A 14,058-nucleotide genomic window follows, 5' to 3' on the forward strand; every position below is an offset into this window, starting at 1 on the left:
CTGCTCTGCTGCCTTATATTCCTTATTTTAGTCTATTTTTATCAAAAATAAAATCTTGAATGGCATGAATGATTTCTACACCTTGATATGCAAAGAGTGAAATGGCTGTAAGACTGAAGAATAATACAGGTATAAATCGTATCCACATGATTTTTACCTCCTTTGATTTACCAACATTATCTCCCCTCAAGATTAAATTTCCATGAGAATGAGATGAATTTTCTTTAACATAGAAAGAAAGATTTTCGAGGTCATCTTAGTTTACATAATAATATTATAAAATATCTATGTTAGTTGTCCGTTCTACAGTGGTACAGTACATATATGGTTCATATATACAATACATAAGGGGGGCTGATCATGATCTGGTTGATTGCATGCGTGCTTTTTTCCATAGTGGTATTCGAAGAGGGACTGAATTTCTTATTACGGCGCAAAGTGTTTGGAAGAACCCGTGTTGACTCAGGCAGGCACAAAAAGGTACTGGAGGGTTTCAGTGGCGTGTTCCGGCTGAAAAGACAAAAAAAGAAGACAAAAGCTTCAGCATGACTTTTGTCTTCAAAGGAAAGAAATTAGAATGGGTCTTATAACATAAAGATTTTACCATACGAACCTGATTCATATGTTTGGGAGTGAAATCCTTATTCATAAGCAAGATTCATTGTAATCCTCAAAAAAGTGAATACAATTAAAGAAAGATTAAAATTCAATGAGAATTTCTTTTTTTATCGTTGAAATGCTAAAAAAGAAATGGCTGATCAGGAGAGGATGATTTGATGATTGATATGAACTGCGATTTGGGAGAGGGCTTTGGTCGGTTCTCGGTTGGTGACGATAAGGCCATCATGGCATTTGTGACATCGGTCAATATCGCCTGCGGTTTTCACGCAGGAGATCCGGTGGTGATGAGGAAAACCGTGGATCTTGCGGCTGAGGCCGGTGTTTCTGTTGGGGCACACCCCGGGTACCCCGATCTACAGGGGTTTGGAAGGCGGGCCATGAACATGGATCCTGAAGAAGTATATGCCATGGTTCAATATCAGATCGGATCGCTCACTGCCTTCACGACTGCCAAGGGCATCCGGCTGAACCACGTGAAGCCTCACGGTGCACTGTACAACACCGCCGCACAAAACCCCCTTATTGCCTCGGCGATCGCTGACGCGGTCCTTTCTTTGGACCCTGACCTGATTCTTTACGGACTGTCCGGTAGTGAGCTGACAAAAGCAGGGGAAAACGCCGGCTTGAAGGTGTATCATGAAGTATTTGCCGATCGCTCATATGAAGAAGATGGGACTCTGTCACCGCGGCATCTTTCCGGAGCCGTCCTCACCGGAGACGAGGCGCTGGATCAGGTGAGGCAGATCATACAGAGTGGGCATGTACATACGAGACTGGGAGCATGCATCCCCCTCAAAGCCGATACCATCTGTGTACATGGAGATCACCCGTCCGCCATCCGTCTAGCAGAAAAGGTCCGAGAGATTCTACATACTCTATCACCCTATTCAAATAAAGACAGGAGAGATTCTTATGAAAATCATTCAGATTCAGACCACTAAAAGAGACGAAATGACCGATATTACACGAGAGGTCCAGAACCATGTGGATCAGACAGATGTGAGTACGGGTGCCGTCGTCGTTCAATCCCTCCATACGACTGCCGGCATCACCGTGAATGAAAATGCCGATCCCGACGTGAAGACCGATTTCCTCAGGAGACTCGATGAAGTGTTCCCGTGGGATCATCAGTCCGACCTGCACGCTGAAGGAAATACGGCCGCACATCTGAAAACATCCACGACAGGACATGCCCAGACCATTCTTATACACGAAGGCAAACTCCTCCTCGGTACCTGGCAAGGTATTTATTTCTGTGAGTTTGACGGCCCCAGGATGCGATCAATTGCCGTTTCCATTTTGTAAAGAGCCATCCTTCACATAAATAGAAAATCCGGACATCCGTCCCTGATGCCGACGGCGCAGGGCGGATATCCGGATTCTGTAAAGGTGGTTCATACCGATCCTTGGTGTCATGACAAAAAACGGTCCCTGACTTCCTTAGAAGGGATGCTGCATTGATCTTTTTGTCCAAACCATTTGTATCTTCTCTTGGCGAATTGCTTATAAGCAACGTCTCGAATACGACGGGGAATGATCCTTGCAAACTTACCTAATGAATAAGGGAAGCGCAGCCTACTTGAAATTCTGATGACAGCGTCGGATTCAGTGAATGCGCGTTTGTCTTCGATGAGGACGATGCTATCCACTTCCTCATGAACACCATGTCGAATCAACAGTTCTTTCCCCTTTTCACTTTGAAGGGAAGCGAACTGAAAAACCTTCTTTTTTTCGTGGCGGATGATGAACTGGACCGATTGGTCACAAAAGTTGCAGACTCCGTCGAATAATATGATGCCCATTTTCATCCCCCCTTTCTATCCGCTCATGCACCGGGACTGGATAGATGATCGACCACATTATACCCCTTCACCTGCCATGAGTCTTCCAAATAGTGAAGATTATTGATGCACCCGTTGAAAAGCTTCACCTCTTGCTGCTCGTCCAGATGGAATAGCTTCAAGATGGCTGCAATGACGCCTCCATGGGAAACCAATAGGATCCTTTTATCGGGATAGCGCTGCAAAATTGCAGCTAGGCCAGCCATGATCCGGTTGGTAAGGTCATTCCCTGTTTCCATACCGGGAAAGTCAAACCCTTCATAGGAAGCTCTTCTCTCTTCTCTCGTCAGTCCTTCCCCTTCACCGAATCCACGTTCCATGAACTCGTCCATGACCTCCATGGGTAGGCCCATCTTTTCGTTAATGATCTCTCCCGTTTCCCTGGCGCGATCCAAGGATGTCGTGATCATTACATCCCAATCCCCTCCGGATAGATGATCCCTGCACTCACTGGCCTGTTTTCTCCCTGCTTCATTAAGGGGGATGTTTGTCTGTCCCTGAAGCCTCCCCGCTTTATTCCAATCGGTTTGACCATGTCTGATCAAGCAAATCTGTGTCATTTGAATGTACCCCCTGTCAGGTGTTTTCATCCAGTGTACTACAAAGCGGCGGTCAATGGGGACCAATAGGTTTCGAAACCGCATAAAAGGGAAAAGGATGGCAAGGGAGGGGATTTTATGAAACCTGAAACCATCATTCCGAAAGATGCCGGTGATGAAATCATGGAAGTCCTGGTCGACGGCCTGCAGCGTGATCTTACAGAAGACGAACGTGAGCTGGTTGATCGATGGACCTCGAGCTTTGATAAACCGGAGAGGGCTACCATCATCAATATGCTGAAGGAGCTTCTCAATAAGCACAAACGCCATGATTGACCGATAAAAAATGCCGACCCTCTCAATAGATAGGGCCGGCATTTTTTATCGGTCATGTGTGAGGTCAAGCAGACGATCGATGTCAATCCGGTAGATCGGTCGAGTCAGTTCTTCTTCTCCAAGGTCCACGGTATTTTCAAGCAGTTCATCTATATTCATCATGCAACCTCCTACGCTGTTGCTATTCCCGTTTTGTTCGTCACATAATCATTCGAATGGCGCACCTTTTTTATGTGGGTCTTTTTGAAGGAACGATTGAATGAATGGACTAAGTGTGTTACGTTTAACGTGAATCATCGGTTGTTCGATGATTCGAGGAGGCCAACGATGAAACGATTCTCCATGCTTCACGTCCCTGAAGATAGGAATACTGGCCGTCCATCCATCATGATCCATATCCTTCCGACCACCGGTAATTATATAGCGGTCGGGCAATCATCCGGTTATTTCGGGAAGGCTTTTGGTCAATATGAAAAGCTTACCGCATACCATGCTTACCTGGATATCATCTCTAGATAATGAGATAGACGTATAAAAGACGGCGCTTTTAAGCGTCGTCTTTTTGATTTTTCTTATTTTTCATAAAGTCTTCCACCATCTTCCTGTGACTTGCCACCATATCATCAGGCAAATCTTTCGGGCAGATGAACTCCAGCTTCGTTCCTTCAGAACGCTGCAGTTTCAATTGACCTTCAAACTCTTCGGAGTGAAAGCAGACTGTAACGGAATAGAACTGGTCGCCATTTTCCGCTTCTATGTACTGATCTTGACCGGAATAGACGTTCACGAGCTTAAGGCGTCCCACTTCCAGATTCGTTTCTTCCTTTACCTCCCTCCTCCCCGTCTCCTCAGCGGATTCCCCGAGTTCCATCAAACCTCCGGGGAGACCCCATTTCCCAACGGGAAAGGTGCGCTTTTGCAGGAGGATCCTCCCTTCCCCATCGGTCAAGATGACCGTGGAACCGACGAGATTGATCGGTCTTGTACCGACCAGTGATCTCAGTTCTTCAATATAGCCCATATAGAACCCCACCTTTAAGGTGATTGTACCGGATTCCCCCTTCACCTGTCATTATTTCCTTTTGATTTTTATGAGTTCGCCTTCTTCCACGGTGATCTTCACCTTTTCACCCACACGGTAATCCAAATACCGATCACAGTCGACTTCATAAGTTGTTTCATTGCTGAAGGTGATGGAGCAACGATGACCTGAAACGTCAATTTCACGTCCCGTCTTCACGCCTTGAGCCGTATTTTCGTTTATGGGATAAAACTTTTCTTCAATGGTGAGCCATCCATTATGAGCGCCATTCATCCATTTTATGACTCCAAGTCCAATCAAAAGAAAGACCAGTATGCCTAAGACGATGAGTTTCAAACCGATTTTACCCACGTTCCCCCTCCTAGATATAGCTATAAAAGGTATATGCAGGGAAAAGGACATTCATGAAAAAGGATTCCTCTTTACAAGGTGAAAAAAATAAGATATGGTTTAACTACCGACCGTTAGTTAGTTGATGCAAGGAGGGATTTCGTTGAAGTTCGATAATAAGAAAAAAATAAAACAAACAGCCTTGGATTTATTCGGACAAAAAGGTTATGAAGAAACCTCTCTGAGTGATATTGCAGCTGTGGTTGGAATAAAAAAACCTTCCATTTACAATCATTTTTCAAGCAAAGAAGAGATTTTCACGGATGTCATAGAAGATCTCATCAAATCTGAAATCACTTCCTATCACAAACTGCATGAGATTGAACATCCAGGCTCAGCCATCGAACAAGTGCGCAGGGTCTTTGACTCTTTCTGCCACCGCCTGTTGACGACTAAGGAGGCGCGGTTGTGGAAACGGGTAAGCTTCTATCCCCCTGACCCATTCAAGGAATTCATCAGCAAAAAGTTCTATGAACTTGAAGTCGAATATAGCCGCCTGCTCCGCTCCATTCACGATAGCGGAAAAAGGAACGGATACTTCATGCACATCGATGTGGACCAGTTTACTGCGTCATTCTTATGTCTTATCGACGGGGTATTCCTCGAACATCATTATTATACGGAAGAAATCTTCAAAGAACGGATTGAGTCGATCTGGAAGGTCTATGAACTAGGATTGACCAACAACAAAGGAGTGTAGAACATCATGGGTTGGATTTATGTCATCATCGGAGGGATCCTGGAAATCGGCTGGGCGACCGGGCTCTCCCTATCAGAAGGATTTACAAGGCCGGTGCCGAGTATCATCACGGCCATCCTGATCCTGATCAGCTTTTATTTCTTTTCAAATTCAATGAAGCTCCTCCCCATCGGAACTGCTTATGCGGTTTTCACAGGGATAGGTGCTGCAGGTACGGCCATAGTCGGCATGTTCATTCTCGGTGATGGGGTCAGCACGCTGAAGATTCTCTTTGTCGCCCTGCTCATATTTGGGATCATCGGTCTGAAGATGAGTGACAAGGAAGAACAGGAAGAAAGGGGGGCTCAGTAATGGCATGGCTCGCACTGATTGCCGCAGGATGCTGCGAAGTGGTCATGGTTTCGTTCATGAAGCTTTCCGAAGGATTCAAACGGATCGTTCCCACAGCCGTGTGTTTCGTTGCAGGCGCACTAAGCTTCTATCTCTTGTCTGTTGCCTTATTGGAGATACCCGTCAGTACAGGATACGGTATCTGGACCGGTATCGGCTCTGCCGGCGCCGTCCTCATGGGGATGATTTTCTTTAGGGAAGCAAAGGACGTTAAGCGGATCGCGTTCATTCTCTGTATTGTTGGAAGCATAATTGGATTAAAGATCGTATCCTGAACAGAAACTTCTTCAATTTGTACAATATCAAGATAAGGCTAAGTATATACCCATTTTCATCTTTTATGAATAAGTACCGAACATACTTTCCTGGGATTATCTCCGGAAAGTATGTTCGGTATTATTAGTTTATGATGCCATTACCGGTAATTTCAGCTTGTACATTCGTTTCAAAATGAATTGTTGGGTATTCTTCTCTCCAATTCATTCTATTCCATTCCTTTGGATGAAAGGCGATTAATTCCCTTCCCACTCCGAATAAATCCGAATTAGCTTCCTGAATTTTTTTAATTGAGTCTTCAATTCTACTTGTTAGATCCCCTTCAATTTCTTTGTTCAGACGTTTTATTTCTTTTTTGGTGAAAAGTTGGTTTGGAGGGTATTCCGCAACGTCAATATCAGCTTTCAAATGTAAACCTACCCTGATGTTTCCCGGGGTATTTGAAAGAATTCTCATCTTCACTTTGGTATTCATAAGGTTGTACGAAATATAATTCTGAATATTAGGTTGCTTATCTGCATTTACTTTTGAGACAAACCTTGCCACCTTTCCCTCTTGTTTCGTCATGATGAGGAGAATGGTGGATTCTTCATCCGTTAACTCTCCTGTCATCCTACGTCCACTAAACAAAGCAGTTCCATCTTGAATTATCTCTTGCTCCTTCATCTTGAATAATGGAAGCATGAAATCTTTTCCTTCATCAAACATAACGGTACAGATTGTTTGCATATTGACTTTTGGGACTTTTGACTGTGATTCAGATGAAGCAATGGATTCTATGATGAACTCAGATATGAGCACGTTGTTCATGGATAATTTTCGTAGGTAATCCCCTGCAGTTCCTTTTGTTACAGCAACTTTAGAGGAAATTGAATTTTTGGGATCACGAAAAAAAATGTCCATAAAGTCATAAATGTCTTCCTTCGCCAAATCTTCCCCCAATAAGTAGACTTGATTTTTCGATTGCTCTAAGTTCCCGGATATTCTATTCTCTAAATTTATTCGAAGATCACGGATGCTGTATCCTTCAGCATTCACTTCTAAGTTCGTGGGGACTCCCCCCTTAAAATCGCGAATGATGACTGTTCCTTCCACCTTAGAATCATTACCACCAAGATCAAATGCTGTTGAATATACCAGACGGCTACTTTTCAGTAACCTCTGATCCCAGCAACCGGATAGGAATAATTGAGAGATGATGAATATCAAAACCACTACCTTTCTCAACCGGAGTTCACCCCTTTCCTCTTCAGTATGAGTGATAGTATCAGGATGATGATTGGAAGGATGACAACCATCATATAAGACAAATTCATGACATAAAAGTGATAAACCTCGATCTTTGTAATGTCGACCATGAGTGCAATGCTAAAACTTACCGACCCAAACCCCATCAGGCACCATGTTCCCTTCTTCTTGTTCATTCCTTTAAGTAAGTTTCTGCTTCCTTCAAGAGAAAAGAATAAATAGCTCGTTAAGGAAGTTATGACATTGACAATCCATAGAGACAAAAATATCAAGTCAATTCTCTCTATAATTTGAAGGTTTATGGATTTGACAAAATACAAAACAGGCTGCGGAATGATCAATAGTTCTGACGGGCTAAATACCACCGCACATATTAGAAACATAGTTAAATACAAGAGCGTAACTAGCCAACTGGCTAAGCTGACAGTTTTTAATATTGATTTCTCACCAAGTGTATTGAAATATGGAAAGAGGAGTAACAACATCTCAAATCCGAACATGGAAAATCCAGCTTCCTCCGCTCCACTTATCATGTTCATGCCGAATTCTTTTCCTATTGGAAATAAGTAGCGTATTTCGACAGGATAGGTTCCAAGGACCACTAAAGACATGAAAAGCAAAAAAAGTACCAGACCAGAAACTAAAATGTAAATGTTACTGATGGTTAACACATGTTCTCTAGCCAACATTATGGCGGTTAGCACCAGTAAACTCATAACAATCCATTTTGGAGTATAAATCAATAACCAGGTTTTTATCACTTTCGTCGAAAACATGAGGATTAGAGCTGACACTAAAACCCCATAAATCGTATAGGCGATTGTGACCACGTTTCCAATGTACGTACCTAGAATCAATTTTAAATATCGGAAGTACGAAAGTTCCGGGAATCTTTTTGCAAGCATCCAAAATAAAAGTATGAGGAGTTGTACAACCAGACCTGCTAATAAGATCGACATCCACCCATCTTGCTTCGCCCGTTGAAAGACACTGTAAGGTAAACTTAATATGCCGACTCCTATCTGGGTTTGGATGATGAAAAATAAAAGTTGTGTTTTGGTTTGTTTAATTTGAATCATTTGTCTGCCTTCTTTGAGAAGCATTTTTAATATTTTCTGGCCGCTTATTTATCATCCAAATCGGTAACCGTATCACTGTATCGCGCAAAGCTTTAACATCTAAAGGGATTAGGGGATAAAGATAGGGATGGCTCAAAGAAGTCAGAGTTGCTAAATGTATGAGAATCATCATCAAACCAATGATGATTCCAAAGAAACCAAACAACGACGCCATGACCATTAAAGGAAATCCTAAAATCCTTATTGATGTGCTCAATTCATTGGATGGTATAACAAAGGAGGATATGGCTGTAATGGCCACGACAATAACCATCGTATTTGAAACAAAATGAGCTTGTACGACCGCATTTCCTATAACCAAACCTCCTACTACTCCAATCGTCTGTGCTATTGGGTTTGGAAGCCTGATGGCAGCTTCTCGAATTAACTCGAGTGTAAACTGCATGATAGCCGCTTCAATCAGAGGCGGAAACGGGAGATATTCCAGTGAATTCTTAATTGAGAATATGATTTCAACTGGAATCACCTCATAATTATAAGAAATGACCGCTATATAAATAGCCGGTAGGCAGAGAGTCGTCATATAACTTAAAAGTCGTATCAACCTAAAAAACGAGGCCGTTGTCGATCTGATGTTGTAATCTTCAGACGTCTGAAAGAAGCTAAAAAACGAAATGGGGAAAACCAGTGAGGTTGGGTCCTCTTCCATCAATAACGCAACCCTTCCTTCAAGGATGCTTCCTACAACCCTGTCAGGTCGCTCAGTATTAAGCAATTGTGGAAACGGTGAAAAAGCATAATCCTCTACATACTCTTCCAGTTGGCCCATTAATTGAATGTCTTCACTATCTATAGAATCAATCCTGTTTACAACTTCCTTTACGATTTCCTCATTAGCCAAATCAGAAATAAAGATAAGAGCAATTTTTGTACGTGTATTTTTCCCAACTAAAAAATGCTTAATGGTCAATTTCTCAGACGAAATCCATTGACGAATGTAGGATATATTTTCAGTTAAGTCTCCACCAAACCCTCGATGGGAACCACGAATTACCTTTTCATTTTCCGGTTCAACAGTTTGTGACGAACTTTGCACTGGGACAGTAACAAGAGTCATTACCTCCGAATCATCTTCTAGCAATAGGCAACGTCCTTCAGCAAGACCGGAAATCGCTACATCATGATCAGTGGTCTCGTCAATGTTACTACCACCAATAATGTTAATTACCTTACCTTGGGGATTCTCTAAAAGTGGCCTAACGACAAATTCGTATAAATCATTCTCTTGAACAATTGAATTGATATGTACGATTTTTAACACCTTGCTGTTAAAATAAAGATCTCTGAAGGAAAGGTCCTGAGTATTACCTAGCCCATTTGTTATAGCCGTCATTTTTTCAGTAAGAAAATCCATATGGTTATGATTTCTAATAAGAGGTTTGGGTTTCTTCATTTTTCTATTGGTCATGGAACACATCTTCACCCTCGATCATTTTGGTAAGTAGTTGTAGGTTCTCCTGAACTTACGGCTTTATTCTAATGAAGGAACCTCTATTTTCTTAACAAGTTAAAATTATGTATGAGACCTTGCAATTTGTTATACTAATTCCATTACATATATACTTTCAGGAGTGAATCAGTTGACCAAGAAGAAATTTTATACGTGGACCCTGCAAATCTTAATCATCCTCACCATCATTTTCGTTTCAACGAAGATCTCGTTCCTGTTCCAACCGATTGCTGTGTTCGTCTCGACCCTGTTCTTCCCCATTGTGATATCAGGATTCCTTTACTTCCTGCTGAATCCCGTCGTGAATCTATTGGAGAAGGCACGGCTGCCGCGGACCATCGCCATTATCGTTCTCTATGCAGCCATTGTCGGGATACTCGTCCTTATCATAGGCAATGTGGCTCCGATCATCTACAAACAGATCACGGCTCTGTTCAACGAGCTTCCAAATTACGCTGATCAAACCAAACAGTTCGTCGAGTACCTGTCTGAAACAAAGCAATTTAAATGGGTCATGACCCAGGATTATGTGTCCATGAAAGACATTGAAGACCAGCTCATGGGGATTGCAAACTCCCTGCCGAATAACATTACATCAGGAATCAAAAGCATCGTGAGCATTGTAACGAATATTACGGTATTGATCGTGACGGTACCGTTCCTCCTGTTCTTCATGTTCAAGGACGGATATAAGCTGCCGGATGCCATTGCAAAATTTATGCCGGCAAGCTACCGTGAAGAAGGAGTCAAGACGCTCAAGGAAACTGGAGGCACATTGGCTGCCTATATCCAGGGTCAGCTGACGGTCGCGTCATTCGTGGGTACCCTGACGTTCATCGGGTATCTCATCATCGGCCTTCCTTACGCCTTGGTAATGGCCTTGATCGGGGCAGCAACGAACATCATCCCGTTCCTCGGTCCATTCCTCGGGGCAGCACCTGCAGTGATCATCGGCCTCTTTGATTCCCCGACGAAGGCAGTACTCGTCATCGTCGTGGTGGTCATCGCCCAACAGATCGAAGGGAATTTCCTGTCTCCCCTCATTTTGGGGAAACGCCTGGATACCCATCCGGCAACGATCATCATCCTCTTGCTGGTAGCAGGGAATCTTGCGGGAATCGTCGGTATGATCCTTGCCGTACCATTCTATGCCGTTATGAAAACGATCGTATTGAACCTGCTGAAGATCATCAGACTCCGTAGCTCAACGATCAAGGAATGAAGAAAAGGCCCTGCAGGCGATGCAGGGCCTTTTTGATCATAAGATTTTACACATCACATAATGAGGACCAATTTCAGGGATATGAAATTCATTCCCAACTTTTTGTAGTCCAAGCTTCTCATAATAGGGTACAGCCGTCGTCCTTGCATTGCACCACCATGCCTCCGCACCCTTATCCTTCATGGCCAATTCTGCAAAGGCTATGAGCTTGCTGCCGATCCCCTTGCCTCTTTCGAACTCCAGTGTAGCCATCCCGCGGAGTCTGTATTGATTTTGTTGTGACAGTGACTTTTCCTGTTCTTGATAAAATGATCCGATACACACCAGTCGATCTTGAAGGTAGACGCCGATATGGAATGTTCGTTCACCTTCGTCACCTTCATATATGCATGCTTCAAGAGGCTGCCCCGGCCTCAGTACTTCATGCCTCAATTCATAGGTTTCCTTTGCAGGGATTTCCTTTATGATCATGGATGGACGCCCATTGGATGGATTATGTTCATTTAAATAGGTAAGGTCAAGCTTTGTTTCCGATATGATCCCATCCCTTCCCTCCACCCTATAGGCAGAAGCATGAGGACGAGATGTGAGGACTCCCTTCAGTGCTCCGTCCACAAAGTGGAGCGCGGCTCCATCATCAGCCCCATACCCGTCAGGGATCAATCCACGTTCTATGAACGAATGGAACGCCGGTCTCCTCTCTGCTTCTCCGTCATAGTGAGGGGAATGACTCCCCTGGATAAACCCGAGACCCTTAACGATATCGAGATCGTCTCCAAAGGAATCCGTTACCCCGCTTTCAAACCAACAGATCGAACCTGCGCTCAGCCCTGACAGAATGATCCCCTCTTCATATCCTTTTCTCAAGATTCTGTCCACACCCCATTCTCTCCAGAGGGCGAGCATGCTTTTGGTATTGCCTCCCCCAACGTAGACAATATCGTGGTCAAGGATGAAACGTTCCAAGTCCCTTGCAGGGAGCTTGAAAAGGGATAAGTGAGAAGGAATGCACCGAAGAGAATTGAATGAATCGTAAAAGCGCTTGATGTATCCTTCCGCATCCCCGCTAGCTGTTGGGAGAAACAGGATTTTTGGTAATGTTTTCTGTGATTGGTCCAGTATGTATTGATCCAGCGCCAGGTTATCAGGTTCCATTGAGAACCCCCCGCCGCCCATGGCGATGATTTGCTTCATGATGACACGCCTCCTTTGCTTACTAATATTCGACATCCTACTCCGAATTCCCTTTGAATGAACGGCCAACTGACCTCCATCAAAAAAAAGAACCTGCCGTCATGGCAGGTTCCACTGTAAGGGTTGATCAGCCTTTTTTGGGCTTGGTTTTAGAGATTTCCAATCTTGATTTCCCCATCAGGTAAACGAACACAACGGCAATTCCAAGTGGAATGAGTGCATATGCGAACGTATGGGTGATGGAATCAGACATGGCCTGAGTGATTTTGCTGAGAACCTCATCAGGTATCTTATCCCGCATTTCAGCTGAGAATAGGCTGCTTGAATCACCAGAAGCCATCCCCCCTGATTTTCCGAACGCATCCTCCAGATTCGATGCAAAGAACTTTGATTGCATCGCACCAAACAGTGTGATCCCAATGGTCATCCCTAGGGAGCGGAAGAATGAATTCGTTGAATTGGCAGAACCCCGGTAGCGTGGTTCGAGCTTATGGATCGTTGCGTTTGGCAGAAGGGAGAACGAAAACCCTACGCCGAATCCACTGATGACCATATAGATCGTCAGGAGCCATCTACTCGTATCAGGACCAACCGTTGATAGAAGGGCCATCCCGATGATAAAGGAAAGGATGGAGATCCACATGATATTTCGGTAGCTTGTCTTGGACATGGCAATTCCGGCCACGGCACTTCCGAAGACGGAACCAAGCATAAGGGGCGTGAGGACAAGACCGGCATTCGTTGCCGATCCCCCGTAAACCGCCTGAACGAAGATCGGAATCAGGATGGTCAGGATGATGAAAGTCGCTCCATACAGGAATGCCAAAGCCTGAGCAGAGGCAAAAAGCGGTTTCTTGAACATCCAGAATGAAATAATCGGTTCTGCAGCCTTTCTTTCAATCATCAGGAAGGCGATAAAGAAAATCAAAAAGCCTGCGAACAGAGAAAGGATCTGCCACGAAGTCCAGGCATATTCTTTCCCTCCGAATTCAAGTCCAAACATCAGGCTGACGACGGCCACCACGAGGGTGATCGCCCCTCCCCAATCGATGCGCTGATCGGACCGTTCCGGTGATTCCTTGTATGAACCCAGAATAAAGATCAACGAAAGAAGACCGATAGGAAGGTTCACATAGAAAATCCAGTGCCATGAGAAATTGTCAGTCAAAAATGCCCCGATCAACGGTCCGAAGACGGAGGACGAACCGAATACTGCTCCAAGGAGCCCGGTCATTTTCCCACGTGCTTCAGGAGGGAAGATATCAAAAACGATGGTAAAGGCAATCGGCATCAAAGCTCCCCCGCCAATTCCCTGGATGGCCCGGAAAATACTGAGCTGGACGATACTTTGTGAAAGACCGCACAGAACCGATCCGAGCAGAAACACAAATAATCCGAACACGAAGAATTTTTTCCTGCCGTACATATCCGATAGTTTCCCGAAAATCGGCATTCCCGCCATGACCGCGACCATATAAGCGGAGGTTACCCATACGAACTTATCTGCACCGTTCAAATCGGCGACGATAGCGCCCAAAGCGGTCGCAACGATGGTATTGTCCATCGCAGACATAAGGATGGCTAAAAGAAGTCCCGCAAGGACGAGTTTGGACCCTTTTTGTTCTAGTACCACTGTCATACACCCTTTCTATATGTCTAAAGTGTCATAT

The 14,058-nt window shown here is 44.2% G+C and carries 19 protein-coding genes; 9 read left to right on the plus strand and 10 right to left on the minus strand.

Going from position 1 to position 14,058, the window contains the following annotated elements:
• Window positions 1-22: 22 nt before the first annotated feature.
• The gene (locus K6T23_RS22200) at window positions 23-148 is read right to left on the minus strand and encodes a hypothetical protein (RefSeq protein WP_258523402.1); all 126 of its coding nucleotides are present in this window, start codon (window positions 146-148) and stop codon (window positions 23-25) included.
• A 212-nt stretch (window positions 149-360) separates the two neighbouring features.
• Between K6T23_RS22200 and K6T23_RS12410 the strand changes: the two genes are divergently transcribed.
• From K6T23_RS12410 to K6T23_RS12420, 3 genes are all read left to right on the plus strand, one after another.
• On the plus strand, window positions 361-549 hold the full coding sequence (locus K6T23_RS12410; protein ID WP_238281217.1) for a hypothetical protein: 189 nt from the start codon (window positions 361-363) through the stop codon (window positions 547-549).
• Between the two features lie 227 nt (window positions 550-776).
• Window positions 777-1,562, plus strand: coding sequence for a 5-oxoprolinase subunit PxpA (locus tag K6T23_RS12415; RefSeq protein ID WP_238284426.1), 786 nt, complete (start codon window positions 777-779; stop codon window positions 1,560-1,562).
• Window positions 1,534-1,926: a secondary thiamine-phosphate synthase enzyme YjbQ gene (locus tag K6T23_RS12420; RefSeq protein WP_238281219.1), complete on the plus strand. Its 393-nt coding sequence runs from the start codon at window positions 1,534-1,536 to the stop codon at window positions 1,924-1,926. The genes K6T23_RS12415 and K6T23_RS12420 overlap by 29 nt, the downstream gene beginning before the upstream one ends.
• A 107-nt stretch (window positions 1,927-2,033) precedes the next feature.
• Here K6T23_RS12420 and K6T23_RS12425 read toward each other — a convergent pair whose 3' ends face one another.
• On the minus strand, window positions 2,034-2,423 hold the full coding sequence (locus tag K6T23_RS12425; RefSeq protein ID WP_337946908.1) for a thiol-disulfide oxidoreductase DCC family protein: 390 nt from the start codon (window positions 2,421-2,423) through the stop codon (window positions 2,034-2,036).
• Window positions 2,424-2,446: 23 nt separating this feature from the next.
• On the minus strand, window positions 2,447-3,022 hold the full coding sequence (locus tag K6T23_RS12430; RefSeq protein ID WP_238281223.1) for a histidine phosphatase family protein: 576 nt from the start codon (window positions 3,020-3,022) through the stop codon (window positions 2,447-2,449).
• Between the two features lie 117 nt (window positions 3,023-3,139).
• Here K6T23_RS12430 and K6T23_RS12435 point away from each other — a divergent pair, with 117 nt between their 5' ends.
• Together K6T23_RS12435 and K6T23_RS12440 are read left to right on the plus strand one after the other, a co-directional pair.
• Entirely contained in the window at window positions 3,140-3,337 is a 198-nt protein-coding gene (locus K6T23_RS12435) for a hypothetical protein (protein ID WP_048012859.1), read from the plus strand.
• Window positions 3,338-3,664: 327 nt separating this feature from the next.
• A complete protein-coding gene (locus K6T23_RS12440; RefSeq protein ID WP_048012860.1) occupies window positions 3,665-3,856 on the plus strand; it encodes a hypothetical protein in 192 nt (63 codons plus the stop codon).
• Between the two features lie 28 nt (window positions 3,857-3,884).
• On the opposite strand, the gene K6T23_RS12445 is transcribed toward K6T23_RS12440, so the two are convergent.
• The gene (locus tag K6T23_RS12445; protein WP_238281224.1) at window positions 3,885-4,358 is read right to left on the minus strand and encodes an NUDIX hydrolase; all 474 of its coding nucleotides are present in this window, start codon (window positions 4,356-4,358) and stop codon (window positions 3,885-3,887) included.
• 51 nt (window positions 4,359-4,409) lie between these two features.
• On the minus strand, window positions 4,410-4,730 hold the full coding sequence (locus tag K6T23_RS12450; protein ID WP_048012862.1) for a hypothetical protein: 321 nt from the start codon (window positions 4,728-4,730) through the stop codon (window positions 4,410-4,412).
• Window positions 4,731-4,872: 142 nt separating this feature from the next.
• Between K6T23_RS12450 and K6T23_RS12455 the strand changes: the two genes are divergently transcribed.
• Genes K6T23_RS12455 through K6T23_RS12465 form a run of 3 tightly spaced genes read left to right on the plus strand, consistent with a single transcriptional unit; the run spans window position 4,873 to window position 6,134 of the window.
• Window positions 4,873-5,469, plus strand: a complete 597-nt coding sequence (locus K6T23_RS12455; protein ID WP_048012863.1) for a TetR/AcrR family transcriptional regulator — start codon at window positions 4,873-4,875, stop codon at window positions 5,467-5,469.
• Between the two features lie 6 nt (window positions 5,470-5,475).
• A complete protein-coding gene (locus K6T23_RS12460) occupies window positions 5,476-5,820 on the plus strand; it encodes a DMT family transporter (protein ID WP_048012864.1) in 345 nt (114 codons plus the stop codon).
• Window positions 5,820-6,134, plus strand: coding sequence for a DMT family transporter (locus tag K6T23_RS12465; protein WP_048012865.1), 315 nt, complete (start codon window positions 5,820-5,822; stop codon window positions 6,132-6,134). Before K6T23_RS12460 ends, K6T23_RS12465 begins: the two co-directional genes overlap by 1 nt.
• 124 nt (window positions 6,135-6,258) lie before the next feature.
• Here the strand turns inward: K6T23_RS12465 and K6T23_RS12470 are convergent, their stop codons facing one another.
• The 3 genes from K6T23_RS12470 to K6T23_RS12480 are packed head-to-tail and all read right to left on the minus strand — an operon-like array spanning window position 6,259 to window position 9,915.
• A complete protein-coding gene (locus K6T23_RS12470; RefSeq protein ID WP_048012866.1) occupies window positions 6,259-7,362 on the minus strand; it encodes a Ger(x)C family spore germination protein in 1,104 nt (367 codons plus the stop codon).
• Window positions 7,359-8,462 (minus strand): GerAB/ArcD/ProY family transporter, encoded by a 1,104-nt coding sequence (locus K6T23_RS12475; RefSeq protein WP_238281226.1) that lies wholly within the window; start codon window positions 8,460-8,462, stop codon window positions 7,359-7,361. Before K6T23_RS12475 ends, K6T23_RS12470 begins: the two co-directional genes overlap by 4 nt.
• Window positions 8,449-9,915, minus strand: a complete 1,467-nt coding sequence (locus K6T23_RS12480; protein WP_238281228.1) for a spore germination protein — start codon at window positions 9,913-9,915, stop codon at window positions 8,449-8,451. The genes K6T23_RS12475 and K6T23_RS12480 overlap by 14 nt, the downstream gene beginning before the upstream one ends.
• Window positions 9,916-10,102: 187 nt before the next feature.
• On the opposite strand from K6T23_RS12480, the gene K6T23_RS12485 reads away from it, so the two are divergent.
• Window positions 10,103-11,194 (plus strand): AI-2E family transporter, encoded by a 1,092-nt coding sequence (locus K6T23_RS12485; RefSeq protein ID WP_048014414.1) that lies wholly within the window; start codon window positions 10,103-10,105, stop codon window positions 11,192-11,194.
• Between the two features lie 36 nt (window positions 11,195-11,230).
• Here K6T23_RS12485 and K6T23_RS22390 read toward each other — a convergent pair whose 3' ends face one another.
• Together K6T23_RS22390 and K6T23_RS12500 are read right to left on the minus strand one after the other, a co-directional pair.
• Window positions 11,231-12,388 (minus strand): GNAT family N-acetyltransferase, encoded by a 1,158-nt coding sequence (locus K6T23_RS22390; protein ID WP_420493470.1) that lies wholly within the window; start codon window positions 12,386-12,388, stop codon window positions 11,231-11,233.
• A gap of 127 nt (window positions 12,389-12,515) precedes the next feature.
• Window positions 12,516-14,021 (minus strand): MDR family MFS transporter, encoded by a 1,506-nt coding sequence (locus K6T23_RS12500; protein ID WP_273546578.1) that lies wholly within the window; start codon window positions 14,019-14,021, stop codon window positions 12,516-12,518.
• Window positions 14,022-14,058: the final 37 nt, after the last annotated feature.

Origin of the sequence: Rossellomorea marisflavi (assembly GCF_022170785.1) — a bacterium.
Lineage (GTDB): Bacteria > Bacillota > Bacilli > Bacillales > Bacillaceae_B > Rossellomorea > Rossellomorea marisflavi_B.

What these genes read in the sequence shown, in the direction of transcription:
- K6T23_RS12465 (WP_048012865.1), top strand. Translation starts at nt 5,820, where the DNA reads ATGGCATGGCTCGCACTGATTGCCGCAGGATGCTGCGAAGTGGTCATG.
- K6T23_RS12420 (WP_238281219.1), top strand. Translation starts at nt 1,534, where the DNA reads ATGAAAATCATTCAGATTCAGACCACTAAAAGAGACGAAATGACCGAT.
- K6T23_RS12435 (WP_048012859.1), top strand. Translation starts at nt 3,140, where the DNA reads ATGAAACCTGAAACCATCATTCCGAAAGATGCCGGTGATGAAATCATG.
- K6T23_RS12460 (WP_048012864.1), top strand. Translation starts at nt 5,476, where the DNA reads ATGGGTTGGATTTATGTCATCATCGGAGGGATCCTGGAAATCGGCTGG.
- K6T23_RS12480 (WP_238281228.1), bottom strand. Translation starts at nt 9,915, where the DNA reads ATGAAGAAACCCAAACCTCTTATTAGAAATCATAACCATATGGATTTT.
- K6T23_RS12445 (WP_238281224.1), bottom strand. Translation starts at nt 4,358, where the DNA reads ATGGGCTATATTGAAGAACTGAGATCACTGGTCGGTACAAGACCGATC.
- K6T23_RS22390 (WP_420493470.1), bottom strand. Translation starts at nt 12,388, where the DNA reads ATGAAGCAAATCATCGCCATGGGCGGCGGGGGGTTCTCAATGGAACCT.
- K6T23_RS22200 (WP_258523402.1), bottom strand. Translation starts at nt 148, where the DNA reads ATGTGGATACGATTTATACCTGTATTATTCTTCAGTCTTACAGCCATT.
- K6T23_RS12475 (WP_238281226.1), bottom strand. Translation starts at nt 8,462, where the DNA reads ATGATTCAAATTAAACAAACCAAAACACAACTTTTATTTTTCATCATC.
- K6T23_RS12415 (WP_238284426.1), top strand. Translation starts at nt 777, where the DNA reads ATGATTGATATGAACTGCGATTTGGGAGAGGGCTTTGGTCGGTTCTCG.
- K6T23_RS12440 (WP_048012860.1), top strand. Translation starts at nt 3,665, where the DNA reads ATGAAACGATTCTCCATGCTTCACGTCCCTGAAGATAGGAATACTGGC.
- K6T23_RS12410 (WP_238281217.1), top strand. Translation starts at nt 361, where the DNA reads ATGATCTGGTTGATTGCATGCGTGCTTTTTTCCATAGTGGTATTCGAA.
- K6T23_RS12430 (WP_238281223.1), bottom strand. Translation starts at nt 3,022, where the DNA reads ATGACACAGATTTGCTTGATCAGACATGGTCAAACCGATTGGAATAAA.
- K6T23_RS12425 (WP_337946908.1), bottom strand. Translation starts at nt 2,423, where the DNA reads ATGGGCATCATATTATTCGACGGAGTCTGCAACTTTTGTGACCAATCG.